Source organism: Arthrobacter sp. NPDC055585 (assembly GCF_053619115.1).
Genome location: NZ_JBSHIT010000003.1, coordinates 118226 through 133153, shown reverse-complemented (window position 1 = coordinate 133153; position 14928 = coordinate 118226). Strand labels below are relative to the sequence as shown.

The following is a 14928-nucleotide window of genomic DNA, read 5'->3' as shown; positions in this document are numbered from 1 at the left end:
ACCCCGCGGAACGGTCAGGCCACGCGGAGGTCGATTTCACCGGGTGCTCCCCCGCCGGCGCCGAACACCAGCTGCCGGTTGGCGACCTTGTCCGTGAAGAACCGGTCGTGGCTGACCACCACCACGGCGCCCGGGAAGTGCAGCAGCGCCTGTTCCATGACCTGGGTGCTGGAGAGGTCCAGGTGGTTGGTGGGCTCATCGAGCAGCAGCACGGAGGCTCCGGAGAGCAGGGACTGGGCCATTGCCACGCGTGCTTTCTGTCCGCCGGAAAGGTTACCGATCTTCTGCTTGAGGTCCGCTTCGGAGAACTGGAACATTGCCAGGAACCGGTTCACGGATTTCTTCGTCGCCTTCAGCGCCAGGCTGTCCGGCATCGCGTTGACCGCATGGGTGACGGTGTCGGCGTCGTCCAGTTCGGCGAGGACCTGGTTGTAGGAGACCATCCCGGCTCCGTTTGCCCAGAGAACTTTGCCGGTGTCGGGTGTTTCCTCCCCGGTGAGCACCCGCAGCAGGGTGGTCTTGCCGCTGCCGTTGGCGCCCAGGACCACCAGCCGGTCACCGCGCTGGATCTCGAAGGACACACCGCTGAATAGGGTCCGGTCCCCGTAGGACTTGGACACGTCATGCACCCGGCACAGGTTGTCCTTCACATGCAGGCCCGAGTAGATCTCGGTGATGATCTGATCCACCGGCCGCGGCGCGCGGGACTTCTTGATCTTGGCAAGCTTCGCACCGAGGGTACGTCCGCCGGCCTTTGCCGCTTCCCGCCGGTCTGCGATTCCTTCAGCTTCAAAGGCCAGCAGCTCCGATTCATGCACAAACTGGGAGGCCAGGGTCTTGAGCCGGAACTGCTTCTGGATGACGTATTCGGCGAAGTTACCGGGGTATTCGTGGAGGTGGTAGTTCTCCACCTCGATGATCCGGGTCACCACAGCGTCCAGGAACGCCCGGTCATGGGAAACGACGACGGCGGCACCGCGGAAGTCGCGGAACCAGCCTTCCAGCCACTGGACTCCCTCGACGTCGAGGTAGTTGGTCGGCTCGTCCAGCAGCAGCACGTCCGGCGCCTGCAGCAGGATCTTGGCCAGCGCCGCACGGTTGCGCCAGCCGCCGGAGAGCGCGTCGATGGGGCAGGTCCGGTGCGCTTCACTGAAGCCCAGGGTGGTCAGCGCGGCATCGATCCGGCGCGGATAGTCCCATCCGTCCTGGTGGTCCATGGCTTCGAACAGCTCGGCCTGGCGGCGGATGAGTTTGTCCATCGTCTTCTCATCGGGATCGGCACCCAGTGCCTCGTCGATCGAGGCGAGCTCCCCTTCAATCGCCTGAATCTCGGTGAAGAGGCCGTTCAGGACTTCGGTGACCGTGGAGTCGCCGGCCAGTTCGGAGAACTGCGAGAAGTAGCCGATCTTCAGGCCGTCATCCACACTGACCGTGCCGGAGTCCGGTTCCATCTGCTGCAGGATCAGCTTGAGCAGGGTGGATTTGCCGGAGCCGTTCTTGCCGATCAGGCCTACCCGGTCCTTTGGCTCCAGCCGGAAGAAGACTTCCCGGAGGATCTGGTTCTTGTCGAAGCCAACGTTGACGTCCTGCAGCCTGATCAGGCTCATTCGGGTGTGTCCTCTCGGGAAGTAAGCAAGCCACTAATCCTATCGGTCCGTGCCTGTGCCCTGTTCCCGCGCAGGGGCCCCGACGCATACTGAAGGCGTTTGGCAGACCACCTAGCCGATCTCTGGAGGTGCCTCAATGGTGCAGGCAACAACACTGGTTACCGGTCTGGGGATGGGTGAATCCGCCCGCTGGCACGCCGGTGAGTTCTATTTCGCGGACTGGACCGCCGGGACGATTTCCTCCTTGGACGCTGCAGGCAACGTCCGCCGGGTGGCGGGAGTCCCGTCCTTTCCGATCACGTTCGACTGGCTGCCGGACGGCCGCATGACCGTGGTTTCAGGTTCCGACGGCACAGTGCTGGTGGAGGTACCCCACGCCGGGCTGATCCCCCTGGCCAGCCTGCGCGAGCTCTCCCCGTACCCGTGGAACGAAATCGCAGTGCACCCCTCCGGCAACATCTACGTCAATGGAATCGGGCAGGACTATGCCGGGGAGCCGGAGGACAACGGGCTCATCGCGCTGATCCGCCCCGACGGGTCCATCCAGCAGGTCGCAGGGAACCTGGCGTTTCCCAACGGGATGCTGGTCTCCGCCGACGGACGGTCCCTGGTGGTGGCCGAGTCCAATGCCGGACGGCTGACCTCCTTTGAGATCCTCCCGGACGGCACCCTTGCCCCCTCCCAGACATGGGCCAGTCTTGAGGGCAGTGCCCCGGACGGGATCAGCTGGGACGGCAGCGGCGGCATCTGGTTTGCCGAGGTTCCCGGTGAGCGCTGTGTCCGGATCCAGGAAGGCGGCCATGTTCTGCAGACCGTCCAGCTGGATGACGGCTGCTTCTCCTGCGCCGCGGGTGGAGACGACGGCGGACTGCTGTTTATGATGACGGCGCAGTGGCCTCAGGCCATGGATCCCGGCTGGGAGAAAACCGGCCGGGTCATGGTGCAGCGGGTCAGGCCGCCGGCGTAACTGCTTCGGCCTGGGCCCGGAGCTTGGCAATCGCCTCGTTGGGGTCCGGTGTGCCGTAGACCGCTGATCCGGCCACAAAAACGTTGGCACCAGCTTCGGCGGCACGTTCGATCGTGTCAGGTGCAATCCCGCCGTCCACCTGGATGGCGATCGGCAGGCCGGATCCGCGGACAGCCGCAGCAGCCCGGCGGATCTTGGGCAGGGTGACGTCCAGGAACTTCTGTCCGCCAAAGCCGGGTTCAACCGTCATGATGAGCAGCATGTCCAGTTCCGGCAGCATATCCAGGTACGGCTCCACCGGAGTGGCCGGCTTCAGGGCCATGCCTGCCTTCGCGCCGCGGTCGCGCAGCTCACGGGCCAGGCGGATGGGTGCGGCAGCTGCCTCCACATGGAACGTGACAGAGGCCAGTCCTGCTTCGGCGTACGCCGGGGCCCAGCGGTCGGCGTCGGCGATCATCAGGTGCGCGTCCAGCGGCAGCCTGCTGACCTCCTGGATACGCTTGACCACGGGCAGGCCAATCGTCAGGTTCGGCACAAAATGGTTGTCCATGACGTCCACGTGCACGGCGTCGGCGCCGCTGATGCGTTCCAGCTCAGCTTCCAGGTTCACGAAGTCGGCGGACAGGATGCTCGGGTTGATGCAGCAGTTGCTCACGGTGCTCTCCTTGGTCAGATCTTCCGGCGGATCAGGGCCAGGAACATCGCATCGGTCTGGTGAATGTGGGGCCACAGCTGCGCTGTGGACTCATGGCCTGCTTCGAGGGACCCGCTGAGGCTGACCGCGTCCAGTGCGGCACCGGCATCGAGCAGTTCCAAGTCATTGCGCTTCCGGAGGACGTCCGCAACCACGGCCTTGGTTTCGGCGGGATGGGGTGAGCACGTCACATATGCCACCACTCCCCCAGGCTTCACGGCGTCCACGGCGGTGGTCAGCAGTTCACGCTGCAGCGAGCCCAGGTCGCCGACGTCGCCGGGCTGGCGGCGCCAGCGCGATTCCGGACGGCGGCGCAGGGCACCCAGGCCGGTGCAGGGTGCGTCCACGAGGATGCGGTCGAAGGTCTCCGGGTAGTCCTCAGCCACGGTACGTCCGTCTCCGGTGCGCACGTTCCAGGTCTCCCCGGGCACGGCTTCCAGTGCCTGGCGGACCAGCTGCGCGCGGTGCGGGGCCGGCTCATTTGCCAGGATAACCGCACCCTTCTCGTGGGCCAGGGCGGCGAGCAGGGCTGCTTTGCCGCCGGGTCCGGCGCACATGTCCAGCCACTTCTCCACGCCGTCCTCGTCCGGAGAAACGCCGTCGAGGTCCAGTTCGGCCAGGGCGCGGGCTACCAGCTGGGAGCCGGCGTCCTGCACGCGGGTGGTTCCGGCGCGCACGGATTCAAGCCGTCCGACGTCGCCGGCAGCGAAGAGGGCGGAGTCCTGGACCAGTTCGCCGTCCACGGCGCCTGCTTCACGTGCCTCGTCGAGGCTGCCGAGTCCGGGCAGCGCTACCAGGTTCACCACAGGTGCGTCGTTGTCCGCCTGGAGCAGGTCGGTGATCTCCTCGACGCTGCGACCGTGCGCCACGAGCGACTGGCGCAGGGCGCGCACAATCCATTCCGGGTGGCTGTATTCGATGGCCGAGCGCTTCACGGCGTCGGGCTCATCCTCGGTCAGCAGCGCTGTCCATTCGGCAAGGTCCCGTGCCGCGACCTTTCGGAGCACGGCGTTGATCAGGGTGGATGGGCCGGCGCCGATCACCGCGCGGGCCAGGCCAACGGTCTGGTCAAGTGCTGCGTGGGCCGGCACGCGCATGGCCAGGAGCTGGTGTGCGCCGATCCGCAGGGCGTCCAGGACGGCCGGATCGAGTTTTTCAAGCGGTCGGTCCACGCAGCGGGCCAGGATGGCGTCGTAAATGCCCTGTCCGCGCAGTGCCCCGTAGGCAAGCTCGGTGGCGAAACCGGCGTCGCGCTTGTCCAGGCGGTGCTTGCGGATGCTCTTGGGCAGCACGAGGTTGGCGTACGCGTCCTCGCCCGAGACAGCGCGGAGGACTTCGAAGGCCACCAGGCGCGCCGGATCGGCGGCGCGGGTCCGCTGCGACGGGGCAGCCGTTGTCCGGCTGCGGACGGACGGGCGGCTGCGCTGATGTCCCTTGGCGTTGCGGTCGCTGCTGCTCACTTAAAAACCACGTCCTCACGCTGGCCCAGTCCGCGGGCCCAGTCGGCCCCGGACATCATTTTCTTTCCTGCGGGCTGAACCCGCTGCAGTTCCAGGGCACTGCTGCCGGTGCCCACCAGGGCAACGGCGGCGCTGCCGGATCCCAGCCGTACCTGGCCGGGCGCCAGGTCGCTGACGTCGGGGCGCGGAACTGCGGCGCCGATTTTGAATCTCGCTCCGTCCCAGGTTGTCCAGGCTCCGGGTTCCGGGGTGACGCCGTTGATCCGGCGGCGCAGGGCCAGTGCCGGCTGTTGCCAGTCCAGATGTCCGTCTTCAATGGTCAGCTTGGGTGCCAGGCTGACTTCCCCGCTCTGCGGAACCGGCACGGCGCGGCCGGCCTGAATGGCCGCTAGGGTCTGCGCCAGCAGGACGGCACCGCTGTGCGAGAGGCGTTCCAGCAGTTCCCCGCTGGTCAGGGCCGGGTCGACGCTTTCGGTGAGCTGTCCGAAGACCGGACCGGTGTCGAGTCCCTTTTCCAGCAGGAAGGTGCTGGCACCGGTGATCTCATCTCCGGCTATGACGGAGTGCTGGACCGGAGCCGCGCCGCGCCAGGCCGGGAGCAGGGAAAAGTGCAGGTTGATCCAGCCGTGCGCCGGGATAGCCAGCGCCCGCTCCGGGATCAGCGCGCCGTAGGCCACGATCGCGGCAGCGTCCGGGGCCAGCGCGGAGATGGCGGCGACGGCGTCGTCGTCAATCCGGTCTGCCTTGATGACCGGCAGGCCCAGTTCCTCCGCACGGGCTGCTACCGGTGACGGGGTCAGGACGCGCTTGCGGCCCAGCGGCGCGTCGGGCCGGGTCAGGACGCCGACGACGTCGAATCCTGCCTCCAGCAGTGCGTTCAGGGAGGGGACGGCGACGGCCGGAGTTCCGGCGAAAAGTACGCGCATGCCGGCCGCTACGCTCCCGTTGCCTGTCCGAAGGTGCCGAAGCTGGAGCCCACGCTCTGCGCGCGCTGGGCTGTGGTGCGTTCGGTGATTACGTCGTAGTCGGCCATGCGGATGGCGCGCAGTGCTGCCTTGCGGTCATCGCCCTTGAGCCGGTCGATGAACAGCACGCCGTCCAGGTGGTCGGTCTCGTGCTGGAACGCGCGGGCCAGCATGCCTTCGCCTTCCACCGTGACGGGGTTGCCGTCCTTGTCCTGGCCCGCGACCCGGGTCCACCGGCGGCGCGGCACCGGGTAACCGAGGCCCGGGATGGACAGGCAGCCTTCCACCTGGTCCTCCTGGAAGTCCTCGCTGAGTTCCAGGACAGGGTTCACCACGTGGCCTGAAACGCCGTCAATTCGGTACGTGAACACACGGAGGCTGACGCCCACCTGCGGGGCAGCCAGGCCGGCGCCGTCGACGTCGTCCATGGTCTCTTCCATGTCCGCTACCAGCTTGGCGAGTTCCGGACCGAAGTCCGTGACTTCCTCGGCACGGGTCCTCAGGACGGGGTCGCCGATAATCCGAATCGTCAGGATTGCCATCTTAAGAATGTGTCCCTTACTCTCGCGAAGCGCTGCGGGTTTTACCTGCTGCGGGGCAGAAAGCCCGGTAACCAGTCTAGTTGGAAGCGGGCTGACCGGCAGCGACAGCGTGCGAACCGGCTGCCTGCACCGGCGGCGGGGCAATTGGAAGCAGCGCGCGCCCGGCGGCAACGGCGTCGTAACTTGTCTGCCAGAGCCGGCGGAGCGCACAGAATTTGTACCAGTGCTGCGGCAGGACCTCCGGGTTGGCACGCATTGGACGCACTTCTGTCTGTCCCACGGCAACTCCCAGCAGGACCGGACTCTGCCCGTAGGCCCACGGTTCCCACGTTCCGGCAGCGGCGTCGACGAGGGATTCCTCGGCCTTCATTCCGGCAACCAGCTGCATGACCACCTTGTCATCGAGCGGCTTGACCTGGCCGTCGCGGTCAGTGTTTTTGGTCTTGTAGTCGATCAGGCAAAGCCGGCCGCCTATCCTGGCGACCAGGTCCAGGGTTCCGGCGTACCCGAGTTCATGGTTCCAGACGGTAATTTCCGCCGCGACCGGTTCAACCTGGTAGAGCTGCCACCACTCGTCGAAGCGGTCCGCGAACTGGTGTTCCCCGTGCTCGGCCAGGGCAGAGCGTGCCTCCGCGATCTGATGCGGCTGATCCAGGGCCCGCAGGGCGACCTGTTCACAGTAGTAGTGCACACGGGTTCCGCGTTCCGCGGCCGCGTCACGGTAGCGCTCGGAGGCGCGTGAGGCTTCCTGGACAATGGTGCGCAGCTGCGAGGAGTTGCCGATCGCCGCCGGCAGGCCCGGGTGCTTCACGACGGCGCTGGCTGCCATGTAGCTGTGCCAGCCATCCAGTGACGTGCTGCCCTGGGCAATAACCGTGGTGATGGACGGAACCGCCGGGGCTTCGGTGAGGGAGCGCGAGTACATGCGCCCGAACTCTGTTGCGTGGGCCAGTGCTGGTGCAGTCATATAAACAGTCTGCCACCCGGCACTGACAGCAGGACGCACGGCGTCGGGAGCGCACAAAAAAGGCCGCCGCTCTCCATTTCGGAAAGCGGCGGCCTGCTGGTGGGCGATACTGGGTTCGAACCAGTGACCTCTTCGGTGTGAACGAAGCGCGCTACCACTGCGCCAATCGCCCTTGCGGGAGTTGCCTTTGAACTGCTGCAACGTCTAAAGATGCTAGCCCACAATCGCCCCTCGTCAAAACCGGATACCGGCAACGCGCCGCAGCCGCGCCGATTGGACGAACGCCGAATCGTCCTATAGAGTTTTTCTTCGTTGGAAAGCGGCCGAACGCCGCAGAAACGCCAACATGCGGACGTAGCTCAGCTGGCTAGAGCACCACCTTGCCAAGGTGGATGTCGCGGGTTCGAATCCCGTCGTCCGCTCGCAAGTCACTGTATTTCCGGCCCTCAAAAGCTGGTCACGGTGGGGTGGCCGAGAGGCGAGGCAGCGGCCTGCAAAGCCGTATACGCGGGTTCGAATCCCGTCCCCACCTCCACGGTTACATGCAACACCCAGTTATGGGCGCGATTGGCGCAGCGGTAGCGCGCTTCCCTGACACGGAAGAGGTCACTGGTTCGATCCCAGTATCGCGCACGAAGTTCAGAACTTTGTGTATGGACTTTATTTTGCGGACGTAGCTCAGCTGGCTAGAGCACCACCTTGCCAAGGTGGATGTCGCGGGTTCGAATCCCGTCGTCCGCTCTCCTGTACTGCAGAGGCACCGGTCATCCGGAGCCAGGGCAGTATCAGGCGCGATTGGCGCAGCGGTAGCGCGCTTCCCTGACACGGAAGAGGTCACTGGTTCGATCCCAGTATCGCGCACGAAAGAACGGCTTTATCAGCCGGGCTTTTATTTGCGGACGTAGCTCAGCTGGCTAGAGCACCACCTTGCCAAGGTGGATGTCGCGGGTTCGAATCCCGTCGTCCGCTCGGATTACATACAGAAGGAGCAGGCCATCGCGGCCTGCTCCTTCTGCGTTAACGCTGCACCCGGCCCCCGGCCGAACCTTGGCGGTATCCCTCAGTGGGCTTACTATTGTTCTGAACGGGAAACGTCTGGTTTCCCCTGTGGAAGGAGGTGATCCGTGTCTGCATTTGACGCGCTCAAGGGCAAGGCCGGACTGCTGAAGGATAAGGCTGCCGAGTTTGTTGGAGAGAACTCCGACAAGGTCAAGGGCGGCATCGATAAGGCAGGGGACTTCGTCGACCAGAAAACCGGCGGCAAGTACTCGGACAAGATCGACGGTATCCAGAGCAAGGCCTCCGACGCGGTAGACAATCTTGACCGCAAGCAGGGTCCAGACTCTGGCAATACGCCCGGACAGACTCCTCCGACCACCTAAGAGGCCCGAGCACGGCAAAAAGGCCCTGGTTCCGCACTATGCGGGACCAGGGCCTTCGTCGTATGTGGGCTTCTCTTAGGAGGCCTCGCCCGTCTGGCCTTCACGGGCCAGGGCAGTGAGGCGGGAGACGGCGCGGAAGTACTTCTTCATGTATCCGCCGGCCATCATTTCCTTGGTGAAGAGCTGGTCGAACGGCACCCCGCTGGCAAGGATCGGAACGTCCTTGTCATAGAGACGGTCCGCCAGGACCACAAAGCGCAGCGCAACGGACTGCTCCGAAATGGTGTGCACGTTGTGCCAGGCGACGGCGTCGATTCCGTCGATCAGCTGGCGGTAGCGGCTCGGGTGCACATTGGCCAGATGGGACACAAGGTCAGCGAATTCGTCTTCCGCGACGGTCTTGCCGTCGAACTCCGCGGCAATCCGCTCAGCCATGCCGGCGTCGTCCAGCGGCGGAGGGGACTCCGGGAGGCCGCGGTGGCGGTAATCCTCGCCGTCGATCCGTACGACGTCGAACTGGTCCGCCAGTACCTGGATTTCCCGCTGGAAGTCCACGGCCGCGAAGCGGCCCTCGCCCAGCGAACCGGGCAGTGTGTTGGACGTGGCTGCCAGCTTGACGCCGGCGTCGGACAGTTCCCGCATAAGCCGGGACATCAGCACCGTGTCTCCGGGATCATCGAGTTCGAATTCGTCGATGCAGACCAGTTTGTAGGCCGAGAGGGCTTCAACCGTCTTGCGGAAGGAGAGCGCGCCGACGAGGTTCGTGTATTCAACGAAGGTGCCGAAGGCCTTGGGGCCCTCGACTGCGTGGAACAGCGAGGCGAGCAGGTGGGTCTTGCCCACACCGAAGCCGCCGTCGAGGTAGAAACCGGCCTTCGTCTCGGGTTTCTTGGCACCGAAGAGCTTGCGGAAGCCGCTGGGAGCGGGCGTGTCGACGCTCTGAGCGAAGGCGCGCATAGCTGCGACGGCCTCGGCCTGCGAGGGCTGGGACGGGTCGGGAATGTAGCTGTCGAAGGAGACTTCACCGAACCTGGGCGAGGGGAAGAAACCCTTCAGGAGTTCGTCCGTGGAAACCTGGGGAGTCCGCTTAGTCAGCTGCTCCACTTGTCCTGCTGCGCCCAAACCATCCATCCGATTCTGCTAGGGGTACCGGCATTTGCTGCCGTAGCAACGATACGCCACTGCAGCGGGTGGGCAGTCCTCAAGGAAGTTTTAGGACGTGCACATCGTTAGGCTTGGTAGTAAACGTGCCGTCTTACCTAAAGGGGAACACCCATGCCGCTGCCCGCAGATCCGAATCCGAAGTTCGCCGACTACGCCCATCCCGAAAAGCTCGTGTCCACCGACTGGCTGGCCGAGCACCTGGATTCCCCTGATCTGGTGGTCCTGGAGTCCAACGAGGACATCCTGCTCTACGACACCGGCCACATCCCCGGTGCCCGCAAGATTGACTGGCACACGGATTTGAACGACGCCGATACCCGCGACTTCGTTGACGGCGCGGCCTTCTCCAAGCTCATGGGCGAAAAGGGAGTCAGCCGTGACTCCACCGTGGTGATCTACGGCGACAAGAGCAACTGGTGGGCTGCGTACGCGCTCTGGGTGTTTACGCTCTTCGGCCACGAGGACGTGCGGCTGCTCGACGGCGGCCGGGACAAGTGGATCGCCGAGGGCCGCGAGATGACCACTGAAAAGCCGCAGGTCACGGCTACGGATTACCCCGTCGTCGAACGCCGGGACGAGCCTGTGCGTGCATACCTCACCGATGTGATGGCACACCTGGGCAACGGTCCGCTGATCGACGTCCGCTCCCCCGCCGAGTACACGGGCGAACGCACCCACATGCCCGACTACATGGACGAGGGCGCCATGAAGGGCGGCCACATCCCCACCGCCGTCTCCGTTCCGTGGGGCAAGGCAGCAGCAGAAGACGGCACGTTCCGCAGCCGCACCGAGCTGGATGCGCTATACGGCGGAGAAGCCGGGCTCAAGGCGGGCGACGACGTCGTTGCCTACTGTCGGATCGGGGAACGTTCCAGCCATACTTGGTTTGTGCTGAAGCACCTGCTGGGCTTCGAATCGGTCCGCAACTACGACGGGTCCTGGACCGAATGGGGCAACGCGGTGCGTGTGCCGATCGTCCGCGGTGCCGAGCCCGGTGCCGCTCCTGCTTCCCGCTAGAGATCTGCCAGCAATCCACAACCGAAAGTACTTGGTTATATGAGCACCCCTATTCCCTCCTCCGCTGAACCGGCCGTCCCGGAGCAGCTGCAGGAGATTGTTCTCGACTTCCAGGCGATGAGCGAACCGGAGCGGCTCGAACTGCTGCTTGAGTTCTCCCGGGCCCTGCCGGCACTGCCTTCCCGTCTGGCAGACCACCCGGAAATGCTGGAGCAGGTTGTTGAATGCCAGTCTCCGCTGTTCCTGACCGTCGAGGTGGGTGACGCTCCGGAGCATCCGGTGGAGCTGTTCTTCTCTGCCCCGCCGGAAGCGCCTACCACGCGTGGGTTTGCCAGCGTGCTGCACGAAGGCCTGAACGGGCTCCCTGCAGCCGAGATCCTGGCGGTTCCCGCTGATGTTCCGGACCGGCTTGGACTGACCCGCGCTATCACTCCCCTGCGGATGCGCGGAATGTCCGCCATGCTTGGCCGCATCAAGCGGAAGGTTGCCGAGAAGGTTGCTGCCGATTCCGCGGATACGTCCTCCGCAGAGCTGGCGAGGTAGGCCATGGCCGGCAGCAGCAGGAAAGGCGGGCACGGCGCGACGCCGGCTACCCATGCACTGGATGCTGCCGGCGTCGCCTACCGGACCATGAGCTACCACCACGACGCGTCCACTCCGTCCTACGGGCTGGAGGCAGCAGAGAAGCTCGGTGTTCCTGCCGAAGCAGTCTTCAAGACGCTGATGGTGTCGCTGGACAACCGGCTTGCGGTGGCGATGGTTCCTGTAGCTGCCATGCTCGATCTGAAAAAGGTCGCCTCCATGCTAGGTGTGCGTAAGGTTTCCCTAGCCGACAAGGCCGAGGCCGAGCGACGCACCGGATACGTAGTGGGAGGCATCTCCCCACTGGGGCAGCGCCACCACAGCGCGGCCGTGATCGATTCAAGTGCCGAAGCCCTGGATATGATCTACGTTTCCGGCGGCCGGCGGGGCTTTGAGATTGAGCTCTCCCCCTTCGACCTGATCCGCCTTACGGAGGCCCAGACCGGCCGGATTGCCGTCTACAAGGACTAGTCCCGAACCTTCCTGATGAACTGCTCCGTGCGTTCGATGAGCTTGCGGGTTCGTTCGGCTTTGACGAGTTCCGGGTCCGGATGGATCGGAGTCGGCAGGACATCGGCGCGCACATTGCGTGAACAGGTGAACGTGCTGTGGATGAGGGTTCCCACGGAGTTGCCGTTCTTCCCTGCGGCACCCGCTTTCGGTGCGACGAACAGGAACACATCGTCAGTGTCCTCGAGGTCTTCGCAGAGAGCGCACATCGCTTTCCTTCCTGCCGCGACCAATTCGGGCGCACGCAGCAGGATCGTGGTGGGCTTCCCTCCAGACTCGGTCACCAAGTAGGCACGCTGCGGCATCTTGTGGTCCCTCCAGCCGAACTGGTCGATGTTCTCCCAGTCGATCTCGTCGAAGTCGGCAGGGAAATTCACGGCAGCAGTCTGTGACCGGCTGGCGTTGATGAAGGACTTGCGGATGGCAGCTTGGGTTAGGGCTTTCATGTTCAGGCTTTCGTTTCGGTGGCTCGTTGGAGCGGTGGTGCAGGCTGGCTGACTGGGGCGCGGAGGCTTGCGCGACGGCGGGCCTTGCGGCTGGCTTGAGTGTGGGCCGCATACCTAAGTGGGGCCGTGTGCTTTCGTCGGACACCGTGGCATGCGGCGAGCCAGATGGCTGTCGACGTGCCAGGGAGGCGGCTGGACGAGCGCTGAAGGCGCTGTCCAGCGCAGCCCACCACGATGGCGGACGCGGGTCAGCAGTTACAGCTGTGCCTGCGATTTTCTAGAGGCGGGTGCTAGGAGCGTGCCGCACAGCAGGGCCTGAGGCCCACCAGCCCTTCCGCTGCGATGACGCAGCCGGGTACCGAAACAATCATGCGGAAAAGCGTAACAGGTCCGCGCTATCCAAATGGACGTCAGGTTCCCTGCTGCGTAGTTCTCTACAGACCAGTTCCCGGCAGCGGTGGAGCAATGGAGGTGTAGGTGTGGCCGGTTGGCGTGGTGACCCGCACGGTGTGCCGGGTTCCATAGGACGTGCGGGGCCCTGATCCTGGTCCCGATGCCAGACTCTCACCCGGCATGGTCCTGATGGGCGCTGCGTTCCAGCCGGGTGCTTCTTTGGCGTGGTTGCAGGCTTCGCAGAGGCCCTGCCCGTTGGTGTAGCTGGTGGGCCCGCCTTCGGCGTGGGGCTGGACGTGGTCGATGTGCCGTATCGGCGCGTCGCACCAGGGTGTGCGGCAGGTTTGGTCCCGTGTGCGGATCAGTCGTGCCAGCCCGGCAGGGAATGCACGGGCCTTGGACTCCATCGCGGTCAGTTCTCCGGACAATGGGTCCAGGTATAAGCGTCGCAGGCTCACCAGGGACGCTTCTCCTAGTGGAGTCTCCCTGCCGGCGTGTTCTGACGTTTGGCGGCCTGAGTCAGGCGGTCGAGCCACCTGACGGTCTGCGTCAGGCGGTGATGATGCCCGGCTTTCGGTGAGCGGTGGAGCTTCCCGTCGGTTACTGGTGCCTAGCGCGGAGCGGATCAGCTGCCGGGCCCAGGCGCCGGGCACGATCCCGTAGCCGGGGAAATACGCCGGGCTCTCCGGCAGGGTATCCAGCTGGGTGGTGTCCTGGCCTCTGTCCGGAGCTTCCCTTCGCCGCGGGCCCGGAGTGCCTGCCGGAACGTTTCCTGCGCCGTCTGCTGGGTCGTCTGCCGCGCTGTGCGGTGCCCGTGGCTCTGAGCCCTGGTCGTGCGGCGCCTGGCTCTGCCGGATGAGGATCTCGGAGAGCAGGGTCCGGTCGGTGATCACGAGCTGCACCTCAACCGGGACCCGGTCTGCTGTTGTCTGGCCGGTGACGCGTTCGACGAGGGTGTCCGCCATGATCTGGCCCCGCCCGCGTTCATCCCCGGTGGCACGCAGGGAATCCGCTGCCCGGGACAACGCGGCGTACACGGCAACACCCTGCGCGACCGGAAGCAGACCGGTCAGATAGGACATGGTGTCCGGGGCCGGACGGCAGGAGACATACCGGTCAGCCACCGCCTTGGCATTGCGGCGGACCTGCGAGGCAGGATCAATGCCCTGGGTGACCGACCGGATCCTGGCAATGAGTTTCCGGTCGCCTACTCCCTCCAGGCTGGAGGGATCAGCGCAGATCAGTTCATCGACCCGGTGCCGGTCCTGCACATCCAGGCACGCTGTTTCCCGCACTAAAAGGGTTGCCCGCCATTCACTGAGCACACCTAAGGACAGGGCTTTGAGCGTGTGAGGCATCTCGTGGACCAGGGCCTTCCCGAACCCCAGGTGCCGGCTGCCGCGGTGCGGGGAATCCCTGCGGGCCAAGGCAACCTGTGCTCCGACACCGCGGCCGAGCTGGCCAGCCGGAACACCGGCACGGGCCTGCGCCCGGCGCTGGGAAGCATCAAACACAGCAGCAGCACCGGCCTGCACCGCCGCAGCAGCAGACTTCAGTTCTTCCAACGCACGCATCAAATCGATGAGGTGCGAGTCCGTGGTCTCACAAGTATCGGCATCTGCGAGCGCCGCCGAGAAGGTTCGAACGTTCTCTACCGAAACCCTCCCGGGATAGGCAACTCCCTCGAGGGAGCGCAGAGCGGACTCGTCTTTTTTCCATCCAAGTTGTTGCCGATCAAGTTGAGCGCACTCCCTTTGGCCACCCTCATCAGGGTTCCACCCAGTCTGGTCCCATGCAGAGCCTGACTCGCCTTCGGCGGCTTCGAACCGGCCCAGCAGATCCCCCGCATTTGCGCTCATCTCAATCACGCCGGATGTACTTCCGCGGCCACCCGTCCAGCCCGCGGCAATACCCGCGGCAGCGCCTGAGCTTTTGGAACTACCGTCGATTGATTCGAACATGTGTTCGAGTCTAGGATCTGGTGCGCATCATGGAAAGGGCAAACCTACGGGTTCTGATACCCGCTTCAGTCACTTAGAAATGCCTCGTGTCCCCCCGCATGCGCACGCCCAAGCAGGGGTCAAGAGTCACCTCCGGAGGTGGGGATAACCGTTCGCGCCAGGGCCGAATTCTGGGCCTGTGCAGGGCAAGTTCCGTCTGCCAAGGGGCGTGTATGGTTCCGGGCTCCCAGACCCGGCGCGGCCCGTCCTCCATCAGCTCCGGCAAATCCGT

The 14928-nt window shown here is 64.9% G+C and carries 14 protein-coding genes and 7 tRNA genes; 11 read left to right on the top strand and 10 right to left on the bottom strand.

The features are described 5' to 3' along the window. Window positions 1-14: 14 nt before the first annotated feature. On the bottom strand, window positions 15-1607 hold the full coding sequence (locus ACWGQ2_RS06860) for an ABC-F family ATP-binding cassette domain-containing protein (protein ID WP_452015613.1): 1593 nt from the start codon (window positions 1605-1607) through the stop codon (window positions 15-17). A gap of 136 nt (window positions 1608-1743) precedes the next feature. Between ACWGQ2_RS06860 and ACWGQ2_RS06855 the strand changes: the two genes are divergently transcribed. Further along, window positions 1744-2574: an SMP-30/gluconolactonase/LRE family protein gene (locus tag ACWGQ2_RS06855; RefSeq protein WP_452015611.1), complete on the top strand. Its 831-nt coding sequence runs from the start codon at window positions 1744-1746 to the stop codon at window positions 2572-2574. Here the strand turns inward: ACWGQ2_RS06855 and rpe are convergent. The 6 genes from rpe to ACWGQ2_RS06825 form a co-directional block, all read right to left on the bottom strand. Further along, a complete protein-coding gene (gene rpe, locus ACWGQ2_RS06850) occupies window positions 2558-3229 on the bottom strand; it encodes a ribulose-phosphate 3-epimerase (protein WP_452015609.1) in 672 nt (223 codons plus the stop codon). The genes ACWGQ2_RS06855 and rpe overlap by 17 nt on opposite strands. A 14-nt stretch (window positions 3230-3243) precedes the next feature. Continuing rightward, window positions 3244-4728 (bottom strand): RsmB/NOP family class I SAM-dependent RNA methyltransferase, encoded by a 1485-nt coding sequence (locus ACWGQ2_RS06845; RefSeq protein ID WP_452015607.1) that lies wholly within the window; start codon window positions 4726-4728, stop codon window positions 3244-3246. Then, window positions 4725-5654, bottom strand: a complete 930-nt coding sequence (fmt, locus tag ACWGQ2_RS06840) for a methionyl-tRNA formyltransferase (protein WP_452015605.1) — start codon at window positions 5652-5654, stop codon at window positions 4725-4727. The genes ACWGQ2_RS06845 and fmt overlap by 4 nt, the downstream gene beginning before the upstream one ends. Window positions 5655-5662: 8 nt before the next feature. Then, window positions 5663-6235: a peptide deformylase gene (gene def / locus ACWGQ2_RS06835; RefSeq protein WP_452015603.1), complete on the bottom strand. Its 573-nt coding sequence runs from the start codon at window positions 6233-6235 to the stop codon at window positions 5663-5665. Window positions 6236-6311: 76 nt separating this feature from the next. Beyond that, complete coding sequence (locus tag ACWGQ2_RS06830) at window positions 6312-7202, bottom strand: cytochrome (protein WP_452015601.1); 891 nt, start codon at window positions 7200-7202, stop codon at window positions 6312-6314. Between the two features lie 97 nt (window positions 7203-7299). Continuing rightward, window positions 7300-7374: transfer RNA gene (locus tag ACWGQ2_RS06825), tRNA-Val, on the bottom strand. Window positions 7375-7550: 176 nt separating this feature from the next. On the opposite strand from ACWGQ2_RS06825, the gene ACWGQ2_RS06820 reads away from it, so the two are divergent. From ACWGQ2_RS06820 to ACWGQ2_RS06790, 7 genes are all read left to right on the top strand, one after another. Continuing rightward, window positions 7551-7624 (top strand) — tRNA-Gly (locus ACWGQ2_RS06820). A gap of 39 nt (window positions 7625-7663) precedes the next feature. Further along, window positions 7664-7737 (top strand) — tRNA-Cys (locus tag ACWGQ2_RS06815). A gap of 26 nt (window positions 7738-7763) precedes the next feature. Next, a tRNA-Val gene (locus tag ACWGQ2_RS06810) sits at window positions 7764-7835 on the top strand. A 34-nt stretch (window positions 7836-7869) separates the two neighbouring features. Further along, window positions 7870-7943, top strand: a tRNA-Gly gene (locus tag ACWGQ2_RS06805). Between the two features lie 48 nt (window positions 7944-7991). Further along, a tRNA-Val gene (locus ACWGQ2_RS06800) sits at window positions 7992-8063 on the top strand. A 34-nt stretch (window positions 8064-8097) separates the two neighbouring features. Beyond that, window positions 8098-8171: transfer RNA gene (locus ACWGQ2_RS06795), tRNA-Gly, on the top strand. Between the two features lie 155 nt (window positions 8172-8326). Continuing rightward, window positions 8327-8584 carry an antitoxin gene (locus ACWGQ2_RS06790; RefSeq protein WP_452015599.1) on the top strand — a complete coding sequence of 86 codons (258 nt, stop codon included), beginning with the start codon at window positions 8327-8329 and terminating at the stop codon, window positions 8582-8584. Between the two features lie 75 nt (window positions 8585-8659). On the opposite strand, the gene zapE is transcribed toward ACWGQ2_RS06790, so the two are convergent. Further along, window positions 8660-9715, bottom strand: coding sequence for a cell division protein ZapE (zapE, locus tag ACWGQ2_RS06785; protein ID WP_452015597.1), 1056 nt, complete (start codon window positions 9713-9715; stop codon window positions 8660-8662). A 144-nt stretch (window positions 9716-9859) separates the two neighbouring features. On the opposite strand from zapE, the gene ACWGQ2_RS06780 reads away from it, so the two are divergent. From ACWGQ2_RS06780 to ybaK, 3 genes are read left to right on the top strand one after another with little or no spacing between them, the layout of a single operon-like run. Beyond that, window positions 9860-10765, top strand: coding sequence for a sulfurtransferase (locus tag ACWGQ2_RS06780; RefSeq protein WP_452015595.1), 906 nt, complete (start codon window positions 9860-9862; stop codon window positions 10763-10765). A 39-nt stretch (window positions 10766-10804) separates the two neighbouring features. Continuing rightward, window positions 10805-11308, top strand: coding sequence for a SufE family protein (locus ACWGQ2_RS06775; protein WP_452015593.1), 504 nt, complete (start codon window positions 10805-10807; stop codon window positions 11306-11308). Window positions 11309-11311: 3 nt separating this feature from the next. Next, complete coding sequence (gene ybaK / locus ACWGQ2_RS06770) at window positions 11312-11818, top strand: Cys-tRNA(Pro) deacylase (protein WP_452015591.1); 507 nt, start codon at window positions 11312-11314, stop codon at window positions 11816-11818. On the opposite strand, the gene ACWGQ2_RS06765 is transcribed toward ybaK, so the two are convergent. Next, window positions 11815-12303, bottom strand: a complete 489-nt coding sequence (locus ACWGQ2_RS06765) for an FBP domain-containing protein (protein ID WP_452015589.1) — start codon at window positions 12301-12303, stop codon at window positions 11815-11817. The two genes, ybaK and ACWGQ2_RS06765, sit on opposite strands and share 4 nt — an antisense overlap. Before the next feature lie 434 nt (window positions 12304-12737). Continuing rightward, window positions 12738-14657, bottom strand: a complete 1920-nt coding sequence (locus ACWGQ2_RS06760) for an HNH endonuclease (protein ID WP_452015587.1) — start codon at window positions 14655-14657, stop codon at window positions 12738-12740. Between the last annotated feature and the right edge of the window lie 271 nt (window positions 14658-14928).